The organism is Brevibacillus humidisoli, from assembly GCF_020923435.1.
Classification (GTDB): domain Bacteria; phylum Bacillota; class Bacilli; order Brevibacillales; family Brevibacillaceae; genus Brevibacillus_E; species Brevibacillus_E humidisoli.
Genome location: NZ_CP087263.1, coordinates 928,297 through 951,995, shown reverse-complemented (window position 1 = coordinate 951,995; position 23,699 = coordinate 928,297). Strand labels below are relative to the sequence as shown.

The following is a 23,699-nucleotide window of genomic DNA, read 5'->3' as shown; positions in this document are numbered from 1 at the left end:
TCAGATCCATCCTTTTGCCGTTATTTCCTGTAAGCTGGCTGCGCTCTCGGATGCTCCTGCCCATTTCATCACTTCTTCTTCCAGCACGGCGATGCCCGCCGCGATGTCCGCCATTGCCGTAAACTCGTCCGGATGGTGGCTCAATCCGTCGGCAGAGGGAACAAAGATTAGTCCGGTAGGCCAGACCCGGGCCATGTTCATCGCGTCATGTCCTGCTCCACTGGACATATGCCGATAGGAGATGCCTAGTTTTTTACAGCTATGCTCGATGGATGAAGCGATTTCCTGCTTCAGCAGCACAGGTTGTTCGTCGCTCAGCAGATGCCACTCGATCTCGAGGCCGCGCTCATATCGGACCGTTTCAAAGGCGTGCATCAACTTGCGCAGCACCTCCGCCTTGGACGAGACGGAGGAACCGCGTATATCGATCTTTAGCTCAACCAAATCGGGTATCACGTTCATCGCACCTGGTTTTACTTCACAAACGCCGATGGTTGCGACCGTTCCTTGATCTTGTTCCGCTTTCGCCGCCAGCTCCAGCTGGAGCGCAATCTCGGCGGCCCCCAATAGCGCATCTTGACGCAAATCCATCGGAGTAGTGCCGGAGTGGGAGGCTTTGCCCTGGACGTGGACGTGTAGGCGGGTTGGTGCAGCGATTCCGCTGACAATTCCGATGTGCACCTGCTCCTGTTCCAGGATAGGTCCCTGTTCAATGTGCAGTTCAAAAAAGACGCACAGCTCCTCTTTTTTTCTCTTCGCTTGCTCTACCCGCTCGAAATCGAAGGAGCATTCTGACATTGCGGTCTCAATGGAGATTCCGTGCTTATCCTTCAGATCAGCAATCTGTTCTTTTTTCAACAGACCGGCCATCGCTTTGCTGCCAATGGTGGAAACTCCAAAACGAGCCGATTCTTCGCAGGCAAACGAGATGATCTCTATCGGATGCTCCGTTTCGATTCCTTTTTCGTTTAACCGCTCCACTACTTCCAAGGCAGCCAGAACGCCGAGCGTTCCGTCAAATCTGCCGCCCTGGATCACCGTATCCAGATGGGAACCGCAAGCGACTGCGGGAAGCTGTGGATTCCTTCCTTCCCGGCGGGCGATCACATTGCCGCACGGGTCGATTCTTACCTGCAGACCAGCCCGTTTACAGAGAAACACGAAGTACTCGCGTGCCTGCTGCTCTTCTCTCGTATAGGCCAGCCGTGTAACGCCCTTGTCTAGGGCACCGATCCGGTTCATCTCTTGTAACGTTTGCTCGAATCGTGTTAGGTTCATACTCGTTTCCCCTCCGCTTTTTGGATTCCCATCGGAGACAACGCCTGCAGCTTGCTCACTTTCCCGTGATGACCTGCCCTATGATCTCTGTAATCGCCTCGATCTGATAGTGATCCATGTATTGTTCGATCTCTTCTAGGATGTCAAACATCGCTGTAGGCTGAATAAAACTGGCCGTTCCTACCTGGACAGCGGTAGCGCCGGCCAGCATCATCTCAATCGCATCTTCCCCGTTCATCACTCCGCCGCAGCCGATAATCGGCAGTTTCGTTGCTTGATAGACCTGATAAATCATGCGCACAATAATCGGCTTGATGGCAGGTCCAGAGATGCCGCCCATCACATTTCCGATCTTGGGCTTCCGCGTATGGACGTCGATCGCCATTGCCAGGATGGTGTTCGCCACCGTCAGCCCATCTGCTCCCGCTTCTTCGGCGGCCACTGCGATATCCTGTATCCTGGTCACATTTGGCGTCAGTTTGGCGATGATCGGTTTGTCCGTAACCGTCCGTACCTGTCGGATCAGGTCATATGTGATCTGCGGGTCCATCCCATAGGCCAGGCCGTTCCCTTTCAGATTGGGACAAGAGATGTTTAACTCCAACGCCTTGACCACCTCGTGACCGGCAATGATTTCCGACATTTCCGCGAACTCGTCGATCGAATCGGCAGAGATGCTGGAGATCAGAGGGGTCTCGTACTTGGTGTAGTAGGGAAGCGTCTTGCTCAGGTAGTAGTCGATCCCTTTGCTCTGGATGCCGATCGAATTAATCATGCCGGCGGCTGTTTCGCAGACGCGCGGAGTTGCGTTCCCTCTGCGCGGATACTTGGTAATGCTCTTGGGAACGACCGCCCCCAATCGATTAAAGTCGATGATCTCCTCCATATCCTCACCAAAGGCCCCTGAAGCAGGCATGATCGGATTTTTTAACCGAAGTGAACCGATCATAACCTCCATGTTCTTCTGTGCGATCATGAAATCACCACCTTCTCCAACGGGAATACCGGGCCTTCTCTGCAGACCCGTACGGTTTTCACGCCGTCTTCCTCCTGTAGATCGCATACACACGCAAAGCAAACACCCATCGCACACCCCATATGCTCCTCTAAGGCAATCTCCGCAGGTATCTGTCTCTCCCTGGCGATTTCCTGCAGCAGCAGCGAGAGCCGCTTGGAACCGCACACATAGGCGGCCTTGATCTCGTTTTCCAGCATGATCTGCTCGATCAGCGACCTGACGTGGTCGACATCACTGGTCCCTTCCTCATCCGTCACCTTGTATACGTCGGCACCGAAGCCTTGCAAGGTTTCGGTAGCCAACAAATCGTTTTGCGATCTGGCGCTCAGGATCGCGACACAGCGTATTCCCTTTTCGGCTGCCTCCTGGGCTAAAGCAGCCAGTGTGGCGATGCCTACTCCTCTCGCGAGCAGCAGGATGGGATTCCAGCTTTCGTGTACCGTAAATCCCTTTCCCAAAGGGCCGAACACATCAACCTGCTCCCCTGGCGCAACCTGCGTCAAGCGCCTGGTTCCAAGCCCCTTTACGAGGTACAAAAACTCAAGCGTTTGCGACTGTTTGTTGATGCGATAAATACTGAATGGGCGACGCAAAAACGGATAGTACTCATCGGTGCATCTGATATGGAAAAATTGCCCTGGTTTCACTGTCTCCCGCAGGTTGGAAGCATCTACGACCATGTGCCAGTAGCGCTCACTTACCTGTGTATTGGATAAAACGCGAAGCTTTACAGCTTTCATAACTGCCTCCTATGCGCTCTCTTGCTCGTCATCCGTGCGCTTGCCTGATATAAAAAATTATACCGGTTGGTCCGACTGACTTCTTCGTCGGCACGGACAAATAGCACCTCATCCTTTTGTCTGATCAGATAAGCACGAGAATAACCTCAGGGGGGAGACTGCCTTGCGGTCCTTTGCTTTTGACGAACATAGTGGGGGCGCAACGTTTGCTTGTGTACGAAAACAGTCCGATGCTGCTGTTTTCCGAGCAATACGCCGCACCCTGCTTGTCACTATCGCTCGACCATAGCAGAAAGCGTAAAAAAGACGACCTCTGCCCTCCCGCAGCACGGGGCAAGTAGTCGTCTATCAGATGGCATCTTAGCGAATCGATCCGCCTGTCGTCTATGGTCGGTTGTTCAGCATTGCCTTGATTTTAAAACCGAGGTAGAGATGGAAGCGTCCTTCCGTATCTTGCAGCTGATAACCTGTGATTTGCTCTATCTTTCGCAGCCGATACTTCAGCGTGTTGACGTGAATGTACATGTTTGCGGCGGTCTCCGTTAATCCGCAATCACAAGCGAAGTACTGTTCCAGCGTTTCCATCAGATTGGACTGGTGCTGCTGATCGTATTTCTCCAGTTTGCCAATCGTCTCTTGATAGATGGAGTCCAGTTCCTCGTGATGCTCCAACTGCCGCAAAATCCGATAGATGCCGAGATCGTCGAAATGAATGATGCTGTCTCTTCCCCATGTCTTCCGTCCTGCTTGGATCGACTGAAGGGCTTCGGTATAGCCGAGATGGATTCCACGCAGCCCTCCATAAAATCGACCCATGCCGATGGTAAAGGTGACCTCGGAAAACTGCTTTTTCAGGTGCTGTTTCAACCGGCGGGCAGCAGCCAGGAAATCATCCTTCAGACTCGTCTCTTCTTTCCTTTCCCCCATCGGATACAGCACAACGATTTTGTCGCTCCAAAACACGACAATCGACGATGGGTCCATCCGTTTCACGGTGTTCTCCACTATTGCGGCGACGTTCCGTTTGAACTCCTGAATCCTCACCTCATCGTGGTTGTAGGTCTCAACAACAGTAGAAAATTGATCCACATCCAACACCATCACCTGGTAGTCTTTCGTCAAATCCCAGCTGTACCATTTGGCTTTTTCGATCACCGCTGCCTCTCGCTGAACATTTCCTGCAAGTACTTCAGACAAAAAGTCGTTCTTGTACTCCTGCTCCACATCCACTCTCGTCTTAGCCTTTAAAAATTCCAGGGCGAACAAAGGGATTGCCCTCTCCAACACATCAAAATCAATCTTGCGAAAGACGTTCGTCGTCTCCCAGCACGTGATGTATCCATTGATTTTTTCATTTAGCATGAGAGGGCTGACGATGCACGAGGTAAGTTGACCATTCAGTTTGCGGACCATTCGCAGCGGTCGCTTTGATTTCCGCAGTTCGTTTACCTGGCTGGCCGTGAGCGGCGCAATCTCATGAGGGAGATACAGCCCTTTGATAAAGGGAACGGCTGACTCCAGAGTGACCAGGTTTTTCATCATTTTGGAGAGGGCCTGGACAATCGCATCAAGCCCTTTTCCGCCTAATGCCAATTCCGTGATCCAGTGAAACAGCTCGTCGTAATCTGTCTGTCTGGGCGACGTGTTTTCCAGAATCACGTTCATAATCGGGGTAATGATGTCCAGATAAGAGATATCCCGTTCGATTTCGATGATCGGGAAGCCTAGTCGATTCCCTTCTGCTATAATCATCTCCGGTATTCGATCAACAAAGCGGTGGGTTTTGATCGCCAGGGCCGAACTCCCCTTCTCGTCCAACTGCTGAACCAGCTGTTGCTGTGCCCTGGGATCATCCTTGATCGGATACAAGCTGGTCAAGAGCAAATCTTCACCCTTCAACCATTGGATCGTATCGGGTACTTCCATCACCGTCACATACTGAATCTGACGGCTGTCCCCCTTCTCTCCCGCTATGATTCTGCATCTCGCCAGTCCGCCGATCATCATCGCTTCCTTTACACTTACCCCAAAACGCCTCCCCCCTCAGGTACACATCGTTTCCTACTGTAAGAATCGTACTTGCATCTTGTGCATGACGAGACCGATCACGATCCGTAGACGATGTCAGGTAACAAGGTGCTTATTTGCGGGATGTACGTGATGATCAACAAGGCAACCAACGAGACAACCAAGAACCGGGTGAGTCCGGGCACAGATTCAACCAACTTCATCTTGGTGATGCTGTTGGCCACAAATATATTAAGTCCAAACGGCGGTGTATACATGCCAATCGCCATGTTCGTAATAATCAGGACCCCCAGATGGACCGGATCGATTCCCATCTGTACAGCCGTAGGATAAAGCAGGGGAGCCAAGATGACGATCGCAGACGTCCCTTCCATAAACATGCCAACGATCAGCAGCAGGATGTTTAGGAACAGCAAAAACGTCCACTCCGTCGTAAAGTTCTCAGTCAGAAAATGAGCAAGGGACTGCGGAACCTGGCCTACGGTCAGCAGCCAGCCAAACATGGAAGCAGCCGCTACCAGAATCATCACCTGGGCTGATGTGATCGCAGAAGAGAGACATAGCTGGTACAATTTCTTGAGGTCAATCTCCTTGTAGACGAACATCCCGACAACGATTGCATATACCGCTGATACTCCGGCAGCTTCCGTAGCAGTAAACACGCCGAGATAGATCCCGCCCAAGATAATCAACGGAACCATGAGTGCCCAGCTGGCTGTTTTCGTGCTGGTCCACAGTTCAGCCCTTGTGGCCTTTTCCTGCCGGGGCAGGTTGTTCATTTTCGCATAAATCCAGATATAAAAGAGTCCAATACATCCAAACACAATCCCTGCCGTCAGTCCTGCCATGAACAGGGCACCGACCGAGGTGTTGGTAACCGTTGCATAAATGATCAGGGTCAGACTGGGTGGAATAATCAATGAAATAGAGCCGGTGGAGGTGATCAGGCCACTTGCGAAATGTTTGGCATACCCTTGGCGCAGCAGTTCCGGATACATGATCTTGCCGATCGCAATGACAGTAGCTGGTGAAGATCCGGATAAAGAACCGAAGAACATGGAGGCGACGTGGGTGGTCATCGCAACCCCGCCGCTGATATGTCCGACGAGCGCCCTGGCCCATCTCAAGATCCGGGAAGACAATCCTCCCACGTCCATTGCGTTTGCAGCCAAGATAAAAAACGGCATCGACATCAAGGTAAATCGGTCAATCCCGCCAAACAGGCGCTGCACCATGATCAACGGATTGGTATCGGTGAACAGAAGCATCGCTGCAGCGGTAGCCAAAGAGACGGCAGCAAAAATGGGTACGCTTACCAACAAGAGAACAAATAAAGCAATGATAAGAAAGAACGTCACATCATTCACCTACTTTCCCGTTCAGTTCAGGTTCAGCTTCTGCCGGCTGTTTGTTCCGCCACGCATCAACGATATCGGCCAGATATCTAATCACCATCAGGAGCGATCCGAGCGGCAAACACAAATAGACCCAATACATCGGTATTCCCAGAGCAGGGGCGGTCTGCCCGTTCTTATAAGTAAACATCGTCAGTTCCGTACTGTATTTGATCAACAAGACGAGGAACAAAATGACGATCAGATTGACCAGTACCCGCAACACCCATCTGAATCTGGCCGGCAGAAACTCCGGCAGCAGTTCGATCCCGACATGCTCCCCTTTTCGAACACAGATACTTCCCCCGATAAAGGTAAGCCAGATGATCAGATAACGGATCAGTTCTTCAGACCAGGTGGTTCCGGCGCCAAAGGCCCGCAGAACGACGTTGACAAAGACGAGTACCGTCGCCAGAAAAATCGTCAGCACAACAAATACATTTTCCGCTTTGTCCAGTATTTTCAGCACATTTCATCACCTCGGTAACTTAAAAAAGAGTTAGTCGTTGTGAAGCAACTAACTCTTTTTTTGATCAGCACTGTTTACTTTTGTGCTTCTTCTACTGCCTTATAAATGGCCTCCAGAATTTGCTTTTGCCGGTCTGTCTTGCTGAATTCCTGGTGAACCGGCAGAGACAATTCCTTGAATGCCGCTTTTTGCTCGTCTGTCAGCTTGACGACCTGCATCCCCGCTTCTTCAAGCTTTTTCAGGTAATCCGCTTCCGCATCGATCGCCAATTTGCGCTCCAGTTCCCTCGCTTCTTTTTCCGCCTCGACCACGACCTGCTGCAGTTCGGGAGACAAACCGTCAAAGAAGGCTTTGTTCATGGCAGAAATGTACGCAAGGTAACCTTGATTCGCAACCGACAGGTGACTTTGCACTTCATAGTACTTTTGCAGGTAAATCGTCTCCAGCGGGTTTTCCTGGGCATCCACTACGCCCTGCTGCAGCGAGTTGTACAATTCGGCAAAATCAACCGGTACCGGATTGGCTCCGTAGGCTTCATACTGGGCGATCAGCAGAGGGGAAGGGATCACCCGCATTTTTACCCCTTGCAGATCCTGCGGTGTTTGAATTGGTTTGTTGGCCGTAATCGATTTAAAGCCACCGGCCCAGAATCCGAGCCCCTTAAAGCCAGCCTCACTCATGGAGTCCAGCATCATCTGCCCTGGCTCATCATCAAGCACTTTCCACAGTACTTCATTGTTAGGCCATAAGAACGGGTAGTCCACGATCTGCACATCACTGACAAATGGCGTCATCGTCGAGATCGGCTGGATCGTCATCTCGGCAGAACCGAACTGTACGCTTTCCGTCTGCTCCCTCATCGAGCCAAGTACGGAATTCCCAAACACTTCTACTTTCAGCGCTCCGTTGCTGCGGCTTTCCACCAATTCTTTAAATTTGTTCGCCGCTTGATCAACTGCACTATCTGGCGGCATATTGTGACTCAAGCGAATCACTTTTGCTTCAGCGGCCGGCTGGTCGGATGAATTCCCCGCCTCCTGCCCTTGTCCAGATGTACCTCCAGCGGCACCCTCGGTACCTCCTCCACATGCCGCCGCGATCATGGCAATCGCGATTAATAAAACAGTAAGCGATAAAAACCTTCCCTTTTCTCTTTTCATCCTGATCCTCCTTTTGTTGTTCAACTGCTGACCTTACAAGCAAAACATGTAAGTCACATTTTTTGATATAAATGTAATTACCCTAGTTGGCAGCTGTAAAAACCAATTGTAAGACGTGATGATCGAAAACTTGAAAAGGAAAGATCACGCATACAACAAACACGTTTATTTCCCATGCACGTATGGCTTGACCCAGTCAGATCCTGAAATAAGCCAGCTCGTTAGAAATCAGGCAACACAAGACGTGTTACATAAACTAACATGAATACAGTATAACGGATGGAACATCCTCTGCCTATGTCTAAATCGACAAAAATCAACATTTTTTTTAGTCCTTTTTGCTATTGATCACAAAAAATTCTGTTGACATTTTCATCGCATGGCGAGATCGAGCGATTCCTATGCATCAAGTACGCAACGACGATAAAAAAAGGGCAGACCCGTTCAGATAGGTACTGAACAGATCTGCCCTTTGGTCTTGAACTAGCACCCGCTCAAGCCAACTGCCGGCCCTTCGCGATACTACCGCTCCACCTTAAACATTTTGTAATCATCCAGTATATGTTGATACCCTTCTTTGACAAACGTTTGTGTAACCTGTATCCAATCATTCAAGTCCCTGTTTCTCAACTCATGGTACTGTTGGTTCAATCGATAATTGAGGTGTTTGGCCAGTTTTATGTTCGGTATCACGTCATAGAAATCATAGGCATCGGTAAAGGGATTTGCCGTTACATGACTGATCAGTCCCATTTCGTGCGCCTGGTGTCCGTAGATCAGTCCGCCTGTCAGATTAAGCAGTTTCGCCCTGGCTAATCCTACCTGTGACGCCAAGTAGCTCAAGCCGCCCATTCCTGCGTACAAATTTGATTTAATCTCCGGCACTCCCAGCTTGATCTGGGGCAAAACAAACTGAAAATCGCAGGAAAGCAGATACTCAAATCCTCCTCCCTGAGCCGTACCGGCGCAGACGGCGATTCGCAAGGGATGGTTCTCTGAGAGATGATCCGTAAAGATCGGCTTGCATGCTTCAAACCATTCCAAAAACTTCTCCTGTCCTTTTTCATCAAGGTTGCTTTCTGCAAAAAACAAGCGGTCACCGCCCAACAAAAAATGGGAACCATAGTGGCTAAAATACAAGATCGGCACCTGTTCCAGCTCCACCTTTTGTTGAATAAAGGTATGCAAATGAAGGATGTCTGCTGCCGTCTGTTCTCCGATCACTTTGGTTTTGAAAAATATCCAGATGCAGTTTCGTTCATCAAGCATCACGTCTAAGGTTTGAAACCGGGGAACGGTGGTCCCTTTCCCGATCAAGCCACGCTTGTGCCATGCTGTTTTCGAGAGCTTGGTCATCCGACGCAAAATCTGTTGCCGTTGTTCTTCCATATCCTGCTCAGGCTGCGTCACGGTGGCGGGACTTTCCCTTCGCCCGACAGATAGCATGCTCTTGCTATATCGGGGTTTCTCCCCATCATCTCGTGCAACCATCGCGCGAACCGTCTTTTCATCTGCCTGCTCTTCAATCAGTTGTACAATCTCCTGTAATGTAACACACTGCTTCAATGCTGCAACATCCAACAAGGGAATATGCTTTTTCAAGTTTCGATACAGATCCATCAAAATGACAGAGTCCATTCCATAGTCTGAGAACGGTACATCCATTTGGACCTCTTCCATCTTCAGTTCCAGTATCGAACACAGTATCTCTTTGACGAACATCTTTGCATCAGCTGCTGCTCGCTTTTGCCATTGTTCGTCCGGTATGGTTTGCGTTGTAGGGGCAAGCTGCTGTTGATCTATCATTTTTGCGCGAATCCAGTACTGCTGTTTTTCAAAGGGATAGGTGGGTAAGCGAATCTTGCGAACGCTTTGGCTGTGGTACAGAGATGTCCAAGGGATATTGACACCCTGCACCCACAGTTGCGCCAGTTTTTCCGGTCTGTTCTCTTCCAGCAGGATGTTCACCAACATCTCCCCTGTTTGGCCGGAGAGGAGATGGTTCATCTCTTCATTGCTCTCTTTATCCCCTTGGAAAATAGGGACAGCGTTCTCTTTTTTGTTGTCCACTGTCTCACCCAAGTACTCCCTAAGTTCCTGGATCAGTTCTTCTCTACTGCTTGCGACAATGGCTAGCCGGAACGCCATCGCTTCCCGCCCGACTTGCAGCGTATAGGCGAGATTGGGCAGTGAGATCTTCTCTCTTTGCTCAAGGAACTGGAGTATTTGTCGAACGATCTCCCGCAAGCGATCAGCATTTCTGGCTGATAAGACGATAATCTGCGGTCGGGCTGCAGGACTGGTCGAGGCCTGTTCTTCCTGTACAGGAATATATTCCTCCACAATTAAATGGGCATTTGTTCCCCCCGCCCCAAAGGAGCTAATCGTTGCCCGGCGTGGAATCTCTCGTTCTTCCCCATTGATGGTGAGGATGGGCCGCTTCCACTCCTGTCGTTCTTTTGACAAGTAAAATGGACTGTTCTCAAAACATATATTTGGGTTTAGAGATTCAGCATGGATGGACGGCACCAATTCCCGATTTCGCAGCTGCCAAACCACTTTTGTCAATTGAGACATTCCCGACGCTGCTTCCAGGTGCCCGAGGTTTGCCTTGACGGAACCGATCGCACAAAAATGTTCGTCCTCTGTGTACTGTGCAAATGCCTTCTTGAGCGCATTTATTTCGATCGCATCTCCCAAGTTTGATCCAAATGCAGCCGCTTCCACATAACTGATCGTTCGCGGATCGATTCCCGATTTTTTGAAGTTTTCCAGCAATAAGTCTGTCTGGGCATTCGGATTGGATACCATATACCCGTTGGTCTTGCCATTATGGTTGATCTGGCTTCCTACGATGACCGCATAGATGTGGTCGCCATCTAGCTCCGCTTGGGAAAGCGGTTTGAGCAGCACACACCCCACTCCTTCACCGGGCACAAAACCGTCCCCTCCTTTACCAAAAGCTGCAGATCGATTCGTCGTGGACAGCATGTGCCTCGAACAGAGTCCGATATAGCTGGAAGGATGAAGATACAGATTGACTCCGCCGGCAATGGCCATTTCACATTCTCCACGGTAAATGTGTTCGCAAGCTTGATGAATGGCGGTTAACGACGAAGAACACATCGTATCGATCGGCATACTGGGCGCCTGCAAATCCAATAGATAGGAAATCCGGTTGGCCACTGAGCTAAACGAGGTATGGGGAAACAGTTTCTCACCTTGGCTCCACAATTCAGGGCCATATAAATCAAAACCCGTTTTGGTGATCCCTACGAACACACCAACTCTCCGATTGTACTGCATGGCAAGCTGTTCTCTGGTGTATCCCGCATCCTCCAACACTTCCCAGCAGGATTGGATAAATAATCTTTCCTGGGGATCGATACTGATCGCTTCTCGGGGAGAGATATGGAAAAAGAGGGGATCAAAATCGGCAAAACCTTCTACAAAGCCACCCCATTTGCTGTAGCTTTTCCCCTGTTCCACCGCCTCATCGGGATCCGGGTGGTAGAATCCGTCAAGCGGCCAACGCTCTTCCGGAATCTCGGTAATACAATCTTTGCCTGCTTTCAGGTTTTCCCAGTACTCGTCGAGGTTTTTCGCCTGTGGGTAACGTCCACTCATCCCAATGATCGCAATCGGTTCTCGGGAGCGTGGCGGCTGCGATCCGTTCGTTCTGGGAGTAGGCAATGGATGCATCTGTCCTGCTTTTCTTACGCTGAGGTCGGGGCGCTGTGGAGATCGACGCACAGGGATCGCCTTTTCTCTTACAATCTGCCGATCCAGGTTCCCTTGCGGCAATCCTACCAGTTTGACCAACGCGTCCTGCTTTGTTTGCATCAGGTGCTCTGTCAATGCGTCAATCGTTTGGTATTCAAACAGCAGTGTACTGCTAATGTCATCGAAAACTTCTTGTAAGTGGTTGGTGATCTGAACCGTGATAATCGAGTCAACCCCGTATGTTTCCAAATGCTCAGCAGAATCGATCTTATGACTTGGAATCTTTAGTACTTCACCGACCACTGTTTTGATATACTCGATACTCTTCTCCCGCAGCAGATCCTGTGAGATTGCTTCGGAATCGGTTGATGCTATTTTTTGTGCAGGTGGTTTCGCTTGCTGCACCTCCGGACGGTTCTGTTTTTTTCGATGCACCGTACTGGTCTTCTGCTCTTTTGTTTGCCGGACGATGCCATCGCTTTGGGCAATAATAATCTGCTGTCCCAAATCATGGGCTTGCTGGGCGGGAAATAAGACGGACGGAAACCCTTCGCTTTTTAGTACCTTTTTCCAGGTTTCGGGAGACAATCCAGGACTGCCCGGAATACGTAATCCTGCATCTTCATACAACCACCATCCCTCCAAAAGCCCGAAGGTGAGGTGAGCAAATATGGAAGGCATGCTGATCTCATTTAGCAGAAGCAAGCCGTTGTTCCGCAGAAGCGCTTTGGCGTTGCGCAAGGTATGTCGAATATTTTTGGTCGCATGAAGGACATTGGCTGCAATCACCAGATCGTATCCACCCTCACGGATCCCTTGTCCACTGATGGGCTGCTCTACGTTTAATCGTTTATACGTCAGATAAGGATTTTCTGAGCCGTACTCTTTTTCGGCAAACAGGAGAAACGATTGGGAGAGATCGGTATAGCAATATTCTTCGATTGACTCCCGATAGGAGCGGAGTTTTTGGAAGACCATGGCACTGGTCCCTCCGGTGCCTGCCCCGATTTCGATGATTCGAATCCTGGCAGAAGGGTCACGTTTTAACCGATCTCGAACATAGGAAGCAACCGTATTTGCCAGCACTTCATTAAAATAATCAGATGTCGGGTTGTTTTTGTATACCCCTTCGACCAGTTTCATCGAGGAATGGGGAAACATGATCTCTGTGGCCGATACTTTCCCCGTCAGGATCTCCGGCAGTGCCCGCATCGTTGTCTCAACTAAGACGAGGTGCGCTTTCAAACTGGAATCTCTCAGCCATGCCATCTTCTTTTGATCCCACTCTCTCCACAACTGATCCATATCGACCGTCGTCGTATCCAATACCGTGCATGACTGGCCGTCATAGCTGAGATAACCGTTCCGTGCCAGTACGGTCAAACTTTCTTCCAGCCATCGATCGTATAGTGGCAGCAGCCCGGATTTTGCTTTTTGCTCAGCGATGATGGAAGGTGTTGCTGTGCAGATCCCGATAGACTGCAGTTGTCCCCCTAGCAGCCGACAGAGAAGCTCATCTACCTTCTTCATTTACCACGCACCTCCTGATCCTTCTGTACCGGCATTGTCTTGGTCGTCGACGAGCGAAGCGTCCGAAAAATGAAAACGGTCTGTCTCCAACCCGGGAGGAGACGTTGCCCCTCGAGGAGACGCTGCGGCAACTTCACCAGGCAAGGCGAGGGACGGAAGCATCTGCTTGATGTTTTCCAGACTCGATTCATGCCTTTCCCGGTGAATCGATATCTCTTCCCCCGCTTGGAGTCCCTCCATCTCCAAGGGCTTTGTCGTCTTCATGAACGCCAGTTGATCCACTGGTCCGGTTAGCAAGACTTCCAGTGCCTGCATCCCATCGGATGGCTCAATCGATCCGATGCCGGCTTGTGCCAGCCGATTCTTAAGCGTATCGGGAATCACGCTTGCGATGCCCACACCATCCCAGTATCCCCAGTTCATCACTTTCACTGCGCAAGGCCATTCGTGAGAAAGTTGGTGGGCAAACAGATCGCCAAATGTGCAGCCGGAAGCGTAGCTGCTTTGACCAAGTCCTTTGCCAAAAGCGCCAAAAGAAGAGAAGAACAAGACAAAATCGAGCGGTTCCTTTGCAAATACCTGAGCCATCCGCACACTGACGTCTACTTTTGCTGAGAGCCCGGCCCGGAATCGTTCCTCTTCCATCTTGGCCAAGCTATGATCCAAGACGCCCACTGCAGAATGTACCACCCCGTTTATCTTTCCGTACCGCTGCTTCACTTCTTCATAAGCATGGAGCAGTGCTTCTTGATCGGAGGCATCGGCGGAGATGTAGCAGGGAGCAGGCTCCCATAACAGCCAGCTTGCCCATCTTGTGCTGAATCGTCTCGTCTATCTGGCGTCTGCCCAGCCAAACGATCTGAGCCTGATAGGTACCAATCATATAGGCACTCCAAGCTTCGCCAATGCCGCCCGCACCTCCAATCACTACATATACTCCCCCCTGTCGATACAATGTCAGATCATCAGATGGAGTGTAACGTACGGGGATTAAATGTTGTCGATACCATTCCCGATCTCGATAGACCCAGGCGTTTCCCTGCGGATCGGTGGGCAGATGGAAGAGTTCAGGCACCGGCCAATCACAATACGCCTGCAGATCAACCAGTCGGATCTTCCAGTTTGGATATTCCTTGGTCATCGAACCAACAAACCCGTGCAGACTGGAGTGGGTCGGGTTCACCATCTCGTGCTTATGGATCGGCTGGGTCTGTGTGGTAATCACACTCCACTCCATCTGCTTGCTGCCATATCCGGCAAGGAGCAGCGCTTTTACCACCCGAAACATCAGGAGTACCCCTTGTTTCTGCTCTTCCAGCACAGCTTCCTCTGCAAGCGAATTCAGTGCATGGTAGGGAGCAATCCATACGATCTGATCGATACGGCCAAGACCAGCTATTTTTTTGGCGATCACTTCAACTGTATCCTCGGATTCCATCTCCAGGGTACGTGCGCCGGGATATCGTCGTTTGCACGTGCGCCTATTCTCTTCCGTTCCGCCGACAATCACGACATGTTCGGTGGGAGTGGGAACGGTCTGATCCCACTTAACCGATACCACATCCCATACGGGGGTGAGCATCACATTTCCCACAAGGGGAGCAGCCACGGTCTCGGAAGGGACCTCGTGCGATACTGTGCTGGTTTGAAGCCCCGGATCCAACACCCTCGATGCAAATCGCCTCATCCGCACACAAATATTCCCCTGGTCATAACACAGATCGATATCCAGCTTTTGTACTTGTTCTCCTGCCGCACTGCCGTCGCTGTATCGAATCAGCGCCCACATCGTGGGAGTACAATCGCCGAATATCTCCAGTTCTTGCAAAGAAAAGGCCAGCGCTGGCTTGCCGGTGCCCGCCGTATCTGCGGAGCTTAACAGAAAACCTGCCGATCCTTGCACGGCAGAATCGAGTAAACAAGGATGCAGGACAAACTGATCCTTTGTAGCGACAATCGAAGTCGGCAAAGAGAGCCTCACCAGTAGCTGCCCCTGTCCGACCAATACCCGCTCAATCCCCTGGAATGCTGGGCCGTAATCAACCCCGGCTGCCCGAAAGGTATCGTAGCATTGGCTGGACTGAAGAACACTTTGATTACACTCCGCTTGCAAGGCATTCAGATCCAGGGTTGGTGCTTCTTCGGCTGGGGAACCAAGCACCGCCGTTCCTTGGCTGTGAATAACAGGATCTCCATCCTCCTCGCCGGGCCCGCTGCAGATTTCGTAGGCAATCTCGCCGTTCTCCTCCGCGAAGAGTCTGATCTGTATCTGGACTGGCTTTTCTTCCACGGAAATCGGTCGCACCCAAACCACGTTTTTCAGTTGAATCTCATAATCTTCTTTGCCGGCTTCCACTACTTGTTCTACTGCCGCCCGTACCATCTCCAGATAGGCGACACCGGGTAGGATCCGCTGGCCGTTCACCATATGATCCGCCAGGAAAAACTCTTGGCCCGTAAAAGTTGTTCGAAATCTCAAATGAGAAATGGTCGACGTATTTTGATGCAGCAGCGGATGAATCGAGGCGGTCGGGGCGGAGCCCGCTTCCATGCTGCTTCCTGTAACCTTGCTTGCCTGCTGCGGAAACCAACAGCGTTCTCTGGCAAAGGGATAGGACGGCAAACTGATGCGGCGAGGGCTGAGGTCCCCGTACAGCTTGTGCCATCAATCGGAACGCCCTTCACCCAAAGCTCAAGAATTTTTGCGTACTTTCCTTTGGACACCCAGGCATCCATCATGGTTTCCATATCCTCATCCGCCGCAAATAATGCGGCGATCTCTTTGCCGGCTTTCACCTGTGCCGCGATACAGCTCTTCTATCCCCTCCTGCCCCTCCAGGTGCCGCGTCAGCTTCTCCTCCAGTTCCTTGATCGAACCAACGATCACCGCCAGGCGTTGGTCCATCGCCTCGCGTCCCACCTGGAGTGTGTAGGCGATATCAGCCAGACTGGCATCAGAGAAACGCTCCCTGTCGACGGCGCTTAACAACCGCTCCACCTGCTCGCGGAGCCGCTCTTCATCCTTCGCGGATAATACGATCAGCGCCGGGTTCTGTGCGCTAATCGCAATCTGAGGTCTGTTCCGCTCCGGTGGGATGTACTCCTCGATCACCACATGGGCATTCGACCCTCCTGCACCAAAGGACGATATCCCGGCGATCCGAGGATATTCTCTGGTATCGCCATTGATCCCAAGCAGCGGCCGTTTCCACTCGGCCACCTCCTGCTGGACGAAAAAAGGGGTCGTGCGGAAGTCGATGTTCGGATTCAGTATCCGGGAGTGGAGAGAAGGCACTAACTGGCGATGTTTGAGCTGGAGCAAAACCTTGGTCACCCCGGCGATGCCGGCCGCACTCTCGCCATGCCCGATGTTGGACTTGACCGATCCGATCGCACAAAACTGTTTATCGTTCGTAAACTCCTGAAAAGCTTTGGTCAAGCCTGTTATTTCAATCGGATCCCCGAGAGAAGTCCCGGTGCCGTGTGCTTCTATATAACTGATCGCCCTCGGGTCGATCCCCGCTTCTTTTAAAGCTTTTCCAATCACACTGGCCTGGGCACGGGGGTTCGGAACGGTGTAGCCGTTCGTTTTTCCTCCGTGATTGATTGCGGTGGCCTTGATAACGCCATAAATCTGGTCCCCGTCGGCAATCGCTTGCGACAGGGGTTTCAGCAGCACCGCTCCCACCCCTTCGCCCGGCACATAGCCGTCACCCCCTTTGCCAAAACTTTCACAACGGCCTTTGCTCGATACGAACTGGAACTTTGATAAGTACAGGTATTTGTTTGGATGAAGCGAAAGATTGACACCACCGGCGATCGCCATCCTATTGACCCCGTGCAGCAAGCTTTCGCAGGCTAGATGAATCGCCGTCAGTGAGGATGAACAGGCGGTATCTACAGTTAGACTGGATCCCTTGAAGTTAAAAAAATAGGATACCCGATTGGCGATGTTGTGGGCATTTGTCGATAAAATCGCATCATTGTTTCCGTCAAAAAAACCGGAATAGAGTTGGTATTCTTGCCATGTTGCCCCGACAAAAACTCCCACTCTGTTCATTTCGTCATCCGCCTGACTAGTTTGGAACATATTCCTGGTGTATCCCGCGTCCTCCATCACTTCCCAGGCCACTTCAAGAAACAAACGCTCCTGAGGATCCATTACTTCTGCCTCCCGCGGAGAAACGGAAAAAAAGAGAGGATCAAATCGATCAACATGATCAAGAAAACCGCCCCATTTGCTGTAGCTTTTTCCCTCATCACCAGCCTCATATCGGCCAGGGTGAAAGTATTGCTGCCACTCCCAGCGATCAGGCGGTATTTCCGAGATACAATCCTTCCCTTTTTTTAGGTTTTGCCAGAACTCATCGATATTGGCTGCTTGCGGGTAGCGTCCCGCCAAACCGATAATCGCAATATCTTTGGAAGCGGCTGTTTGTGTTGAGGCTCTTTCGTTCATGTTTTTGATTTCATAACACAGCTCTACACCTGCTTCCTTGGGGATGGAACCCTCTTTTACCTTTCTCAGAACGGATCTGATCACGTCTTGTTTCACGGGTTATCCACCTTTCTGTCTACAGTTTTTTCAGGATCATTTCTGCAGAGATTCGATCGGATAAGATGGCCTGGGTAAGATCTTCAATCATATCTTCGTCATCAGCTTGCTCCCGTTGATCCTGTCCCTCGCTTCGTGCGGACTGCGCAACAGCAGAGCGAAGCGGGTGATTGACTGGATCCCTATCTTTTTCCCGCATGATCATCGGGATCTTATCCCGATATTCCTGGACAAAATAATCGATTACCTCTTGGATCGTCTGACACTCAAAAAAGAGTGTTTTCGGTACCGTACCAAAGTAGTTTTCCAGTTCGTTGGCAACGGAAATAACCATCGTCGAGTCAAAGCCGTATTGGTCCAGTGGCGCAGACAGCTCGATGTGATCGGCTGGAATGTTGATGATCTTCGCAAATACGTCCCGGAACAGCCCGTCCACTGCATGACCTGTTTGGACAACATGATCGGATTGCCGGTTGCCATTGCCTGCCATAGAAGTGGTGCCATGTGCCGTGTCAAGTCCGTCTACGTCTCTAGGCATTTGGGCCAAATCACCGATTACCGTCCTCGTTTTTGTCATCGAGTGGTTGTGATCCAGTATAGGCGATGCCGGTTTGGGGATCGGAAACGATTGTTGTTCAAAACAATAGGTTGGCAAAGGGATTCGCCGGACATGAAATGGGTGAAAGAACGATTCCCAAGAAATATCGATTCCATGAACCCATTGTTTGGCGATATCATGCCATGCCTGTTTTTCGAGACAGCTTTGGATTCGCGCCTGATCCTGATCGCTTGCTGCTGGGAGCGGGCTCGTCGCATCTTTTGCAATAATATCCGGGTGACGTTCGCCCCTTAGATAGCGATGGAAATGTTCCACCAACGTTTCAAGCCGATCCACGATAAAGACTACCCGTTCTGAAAAGGCTGTTCGTCCCGTACAAAGCGTAAACATGATAGGGAAGAGTGTGTGGTCCCCTCCTTTCGCAAAAAACCGCCGTTACTGCGTAAAAAATTGAATGTATGCCTTGATCGTCCGTCGTAGTTGATCGGAGGTTCTGGCAGATAGGGGGATATAGTAAGTGTCAAGGGTTTGCTTTTCAAAATGGTCTGGTACGTGTTCCTCCAGGATCAGGTGACCAAGGCTGCCGCCCGCACCAAAAGACGATACCGTAGCCCGCCGCGGTAGAGGGAACGATTGGTGATTGATTGTGATCGCAGGTGGTTCCCACTTCTGAGTGGTTGTTTGAAAGTAAAAAGGAGAGTTTTCGATCCTGATATGGGGGTTTGTTTCCTCTCCCTCCAGGAGTGGGAGCAGCATTTTTGATTGAAACTGCAGCAATACTTTGGTCAACTGAAGTAGGGTAGAGACCCCCTCCCCATGGTAACCGCAGCACGTCTTTCCACATCCCATTCGGTGGAACGGGGGACATCAGAACAGCCGCTTTGATTTTGTCCGGATGCAGATGAAGGATCTTTTGAACCACGGCCGCTCCCATAGAATGGCCGATCAAAACGGGTTTGTTCTGGATGAGCTGTATCGCTTGCAGTACGTCGTCCACATAGTCACGCAAGGAACATGTTTGAAGCTGTTCCATGCTCTCGCTTTCCCCGTGTCCCCGGAAACTAAGCGCGTAGGAGGGGAAACCTTTTGCAGAAAAATAGGGGAGAAACTGTTCCTTCCAGCACCACGCCCCATGGAACGACCCATGAACGAAAAGCAGGGGAGAGTATGTGAATTGGATTGTGGATGGGTATGCCGCCAATTCCAATCTCATATCGCAGTCACCCCCATCGCAGTCTTCCCGGAAGCTTTATCCTTGTAGACAGACAGGAAACGCTGGTTCATCAATTGCGCAGTCTCATTCATCAGCTTTTCAGCAATCTGATCGACATGCCGGTTTCTCCAATGCTCCAGAGAAGTTCCCTTTACCCATTGATTAAACGCACCTAGCGCGGGACCGCAGTGAATCTGATAATTCACCTGATGCCTGGGACTGCCATCCATCGCCAAACGGGTAGCGTAATTAAAATACCATTTGAACAGCAAGGCCATCTTCTGTTTGGGATTTCGTTCCGCCCTTTCGATTTCCAGCGATGGCAGGGAGGCTTTCAGTTCCTCATAGGCCTCTTCAAAACGCCGATGTAAATATTTTTCCTCTATTGTCTTTTTCGTATTTTCGTCGATTTCGTCCAGCGTGTTGTATTGCCGGTAAAGATCGTACAATTTATTTGCTCGTGCGGGAAAAAATACGCCTTTTCTCAGCACCTGAACCTTGGCTCCCAATTCAAACAACTCAGCGTCTGGCGCATAACAGGTGTCCTGCACTTTGGCCTGCTCCAGCAAGTCTTTGACTGCATCGCTGGTATCCGCCTCAACCGTGCATTGATTGATAGAACCCGTTACTAAGAAATCAGCACCCAGCATCAGAGCGGCAACGGCCGCTTCTGGCGTTCCGATTCCACCTGCTGCTCCGATCCTGATCTTCTTGGAGTACCCATACTTTCTCATCATCTCGTCCCGCAGTTTGATGATCGCCGGTATCAGCGCATAGGGGGAGGCTTGTTCCGTGTGCCAGCCGGAATCCGCCTCTACGATGACATCATCGGCCATAGGAACTGTGCGCAGCCATTCCGCTTCATCCAGCTTGAGCTGATCCTTCCCTACCATTTTTTCGACTATATGCTTAGGTGCCGGGCTTAAAAAGGCTTCAGCTGCCTCAGGTCGTGATATTTTTGCAATGATCCGGTTGCGTAGCGCAGCCATCCCAACACCCCTGCTCAATCCCTGAGCGCGATAGCGGATCAACGCAGGGGTAATCTCCATAAATGCTGACGCCTCGATGATCCTCACATCGTGGGTCAGAAAGAGGTCTATCAGTTCTTCTTCCAGTTGTGGGTGGGTAGGGTTGTGAGTCAGATTCATTCCATATGCTTCTCCGTTTTTCAGTTCCCGTTGGATCGATCGGATCGCTCTCTCAATCCGCTCTGCACTCATGCCGGCCGTGCCGTAAAATCCCAGCATGCCTGCTTTCCCGAGCTTAACCACCATTCTTTCGGAAGCGATTCCCTTGTACATCGCTCCTGCCACATACGCATAGGTCAGGTTATAGTCCTTTTTAAACTGTTCGTCTCCAAGCGAGGCGCCGGTAAGTTCTCGTTCTCCCTCTACTCGCTTTTCGTCTTCTACGTCCACGTTTTCCGCATCGGTAACGACCAGTGGTTCGGCTTCTTTTCGGATGGTATCGACCAACTTGGTCAGCACGTTTCTGGGCCCGATTTCTATAAACTCCATCTCGCCAAGGCCCATCAGATACCTGATGCTATCCGTCCATTTGACAGGGTTGGTGATTTGTTGGATCAAATATTGGGGTATGTCGGCCTGTTTATAGGGTTTGGCCGAAATGTTTGCGATAACGGGGATCGTGAGAGGAGAAAATGTAAAGCTGTCTACATATTCTGCAAAATGTTTTTCTGCATCGCTCATATACCGGGAATGAAAAGCTCCACTCACGTTTAGCGGAATGTACATGGCGGCTCCTGCCGCCTCGAAGAACGGCTTCGCATGAACAATATCGTCTTTTTGCCCGGCAATGACGATCTGCGAGGGGGCATTGTGGTTGGCGATATCGATGCCGCTCAGCCCATTTTCCACTAAAACGCGGTTCACCTGCTCCCCGCTAAGGCCGATCACGGCAGCCATACCTCCGCCCGTCGCATGGCTCATCAGTTCTCCTCTTCTTATCACCAATCGCAACCCCGTCTCGAAATCAAACGCACCTGCAGCAAACAAAGCGTTGTATTCCCCCAAACTATGCCCGGCAACATAGTCTGGTTTTTTTCCTGTTTCCTTGATTGTTTTCAGATAGGTAAGGGCATTGACCACATATAGAGCAGGTTGGGTATATTGGGTTTTGCCTAACTGCTGATTGGGGTCATCCAAACACAATTCCTTGATGGAGTAACCCAAGAGCTCGTCCGCTTTAACCGTCAGTTCCGTAAACTGATCAAAGAGATCCCCTCCCATTCCTTTATGTTGGGAGCCCTGCCCCGGGAACAGATATGTGGTCATCTTTCTACTTGCCTTTCTGCTCGGTTTGAGCCGGTTCTTCGAACATACGTCCTTTACCTGTTGCAAATGCTTTTGATCCTGATGGAACGGAGACAGGATCGCATGTGCTGCGGAATCGGACCCTAGGCTTGTGATTCGTTTTACACCATTGGCAAGCGTTCCCGCCGGACCTAAATCCAGATACGTATGATGCTGGTTTCGCTCCAGTGCCTGGACCGCTTTTGAAAACTGGATCGGCTTTCGGACTACATCCCAGAAGTAATCCCTTGGGAGTTCCTCCAAGATCTCACCGTAGAGGCCAGATACAAAAGGAATGGTCGGCCGCTTGAACTGCTTTCCCTGCAGATACTCCCTGTAATGCTGCTCGGCTGGATCGATTCGTGAGGAATGAAAAGCATAGGAGACCGGTAAAGTTTGAGAGGCGATCCCCTTGCCTTTTAAAAATTGCCCAATGTTTCGTAATGGCTCGCTCTCTCCCGAAATGACAAAGTGTGAATCTCCATTCACTGACACCAAATCACTCGCTTCGTGCAAAAAAGGTTCTTCCTCATATAAAGAAGGATTGTGGAGAACGGCTGCCATCGCTCCTTTTTGACAATGACCTTCTATCAGGATGGCTTGTTGAAGGAGCATTTCTAATAATTCTTCTGCACTCATGATCTCGGCAACCGCCGCCGAAACAAACTCCCCCATACTGGTCCCCAGGACATAATCTGGCCGGATGCCACTAGCCAGCAATAGCTGCGCTAACGCATACTGAACCATAAAGATAGCAGGATGGGTATATAGGAGGCGATCAAACGCCGTCTTTCCGCTAGAAATAGAAAATCCGATTACTCGATGATTTCATGAGCAATCGGACAGATGCTGTATTGTTAGGAAGAATACACACATCCGTTTCTGTACCATCCCTGTCGCGCTTACACAGGCATCATCGCTTTTCTGGCGATGATCCGTTCGATATCGGCGAGCAACCGGCCCACAGCATCCACAGCCAACGATGTTTTTTTCGGGTATGTGATCGAACATACATAATGATCAAAGAGATATGAATCGGTATAATACTGAGGAAACGAAGTGAAATAGCTGCGGGTACTACTGTTCAATACATCCATTGCACTGATTTCAAACAGTGTAAAGGGCGTTGTTAGACCCGTTCTGAGGATTTTAGACAGCGCTTCCTTGGCCGTCCATAAAATAGTAAGTGTTGTTTCGATGGAATAAGGCAGCCGTTTGATCAACTCTTTTTCTCTATCAGTCATTTGTGTTTCCAACACCTCTGTATGATCGGTCCTTATTCTTTCTATATCAATTCCCAGAGGGAGTGCTTCCGGAAAAGAAACGGCGGCTGCGAGATCATCGCAATGGGTGATACTCACTTGAGCATTGAGACGATTGGGGTGGACTACTATTGGCTGTTGCAGAATCCCCTGTTCAATTAAGACCTGATCAAGATGTTCTTCTCGCGTAAAGAACGAAACGGATCGTTTAGCCGCATATCTACCGGCCAGGTAGCTTTTCGCTCGCCGCTCATAAGTAAGCGTGCAATAATACTCCAGCTCTTTTGGATGAAGGAATGTCACGGTCTCAAAATACGAAGCAAGGGAAGGGGCATAACATACGCACATTGATCCCCTATACGTCATATCTGTTCCTGTAAAAACCAATTCAGCAAGCGACGTTTCAGGCAAACGTTTCGTGATCATCGTCATATAGGGCCTCCTCAGAATATGATCTC

13 protein-coding genes and 1 pseudogene are annotated in these 23,699 nt (G+C 50.5%); all 14 read right to left on the bottom strand.

Annotated elements, in window-relative coordinates:
* Complete coding sequence (locus LOK74_RS04630) at nucleotides 1-1,278, bottom strand: Zn-dependent hydrolase (RefSeq protein ID WP_230045417.1); 1,278 nt, start codon at nucleotides 1,276-1,278, stop codon at nucleotides 1-3.
* A 55-nt stretch (nucleotides 1,279-1,333) separates the two neighbouring features.
* The gene (locus tag LOK74_RS04625) at nucleotides 1,334-2,254 is read right to left on the bottom strand and encodes a dihydroorotate dehydrogenase (protein WP_230045416.1); all 921 of its coding nucleotides are present in this window, start codon (nucleotides 2,252-2,254) and stop codon (nucleotides 1,334-1,336) included.
* Nucleotides 2,251-3,036: a dihydroorotate dehydrogenase electron transfer subunit gene (locus LOK74_RS04620; RefSeq protein ID WP_230045415.1), complete on the bottom strand. Its 786-nt coding sequence runs from the start codon at nucleotides 3,034-3,036 to the stop codon at nucleotides 2,251-2,253. Before LOK74_RS04620 ends, LOK74_RS04625 begins: the two co-directional genes overlap by 4 nt.
* Before the next feature lie 384 nt (nucleotides 3,037-3,420).
* Nucleotides 3,421-5,040 carry a PucR family transcriptional regulator gene (locus LOK74_RS04615; RefSeq protein WP_230045414.1) on the bottom strand — a complete coding sequence of 540 codons (1,620 nt, stop codon included), beginning with the start codon at nucleotides 5,038-5,040 and terminating at the stop codon, nucleotides 3,421-3,423.
* A 101-nt stretch (nucleotides 5,041-5,141) separates the two neighbouring features.
* Nucleotides 5,142-6,422: a TRAP transporter large permease gene (locus LOK74_RS04610; protein ID WP_230045413.1), complete on the bottom strand. Its 1,281-nt coding sequence runs from the start codon at nucleotides 6,420-6,422 to the stop codon at nucleotides 5,142-5,144.
* A 1-nt stretch (nucleotide 6,423) separates the two neighbouring features.
* Nucleotides 6,424-6,927, bottom strand: coding sequence for a TRAP transporter small permease (locus LOK74_RS04605; RefSeq protein WP_230045412.1), 504 nt, complete (start codon nucleotides 6,925-6,927; stop codon nucleotides 6,424-6,426).
* Between the two features lie 74 nt (nucleotides 6,928-7,001).
* A complete protein-coding gene (locus LOK74_RS04600; RefSeq protein ID WP_230045411.1) occupies nucleotides 7,002-8,087 on the bottom strand; it encodes a TRAP transporter substrate-binding protein in 1,086 nt (361 codons plus the stop codon).
* A gap of 522 nt (nucleotides 8,088-8,609) precedes the next feature.
* Entirely contained in the window at nucleotides 8,610-13,340 is a 4,731-nt protein-coding gene (locus LOK74_RS04595; protein ID WP_230045410.1) for a beta-ketoacyl synthase N-terminal-like domain-containing protein, read from the bottom strand.
* A complete protein-coding gene (locus LOK74_RS04590; protein ID WP_230045409.1) occupies nucleotides 13,341-14,060 on the bottom strand; it encodes a KR domain-containing protein in 720 nt (239 codons plus the stop codon).
* Nucleotides 14,061-14,997: 937 nt separating this feature from the next.
* Nucleotides 14,998-17,784: pseudogene (locus LOK74_RS24350) on the bottom strand (type I polyketide synthase); the annotation flags it as partial.
* 130 nt (nucleotides 17,785-17,914) lie between these two features.
* Complete coding sequence (locus LOK74_RS04580) at nucleotides 17,915-18,790, bottom strand: acyl carrier protein (RefSeq protein WP_230045408.1); 876 nt, start codon at nucleotides 18,788-18,790, stop codon at nucleotides 17,915-17,917.
* Between the two features lie 199 nt (nucleotides 18,791-18,989).
* Nucleotides 18,990-19,667, bottom strand: coding sequence for an alpha/beta hydrolase (locus LOK74_RS04575; protein ID WP_230045407.1), 678 nt, complete (start codon nucleotides 19,665-19,667; stop codon nucleotides 18,990-18,992).
* Entirely contained in the window at nucleotides 19,664-22,726 is a 3,063-nt protein-coding gene (gene fabD / locus LOK74_RS04570; RefSeq protein ID WP_230045406.1) for an ACP S-malonyltransferase, read from the bottom strand. The genes LOK74_RS04575 and fabD overlap by 4 nt, the downstream gene beginning before the upstream one ends.
* A 155-nt stretch (nucleotides 22,727-22,881) precedes the next feature.
* Nucleotides 22,882-23,673 (bottom strand): 4'-phosphopantetheinyl transferase superfamily protein, encoded by a 792-nt coding sequence (locus tag LOK74_RS04565; protein ID WP_230045405.1) that lies wholly within the window; start codon nucleotides 23,671-23,673, stop codon nucleotides 22,882-22,884.
* Nucleotides 23,674-23,699 lie beyond the last annotated feature (26 nt).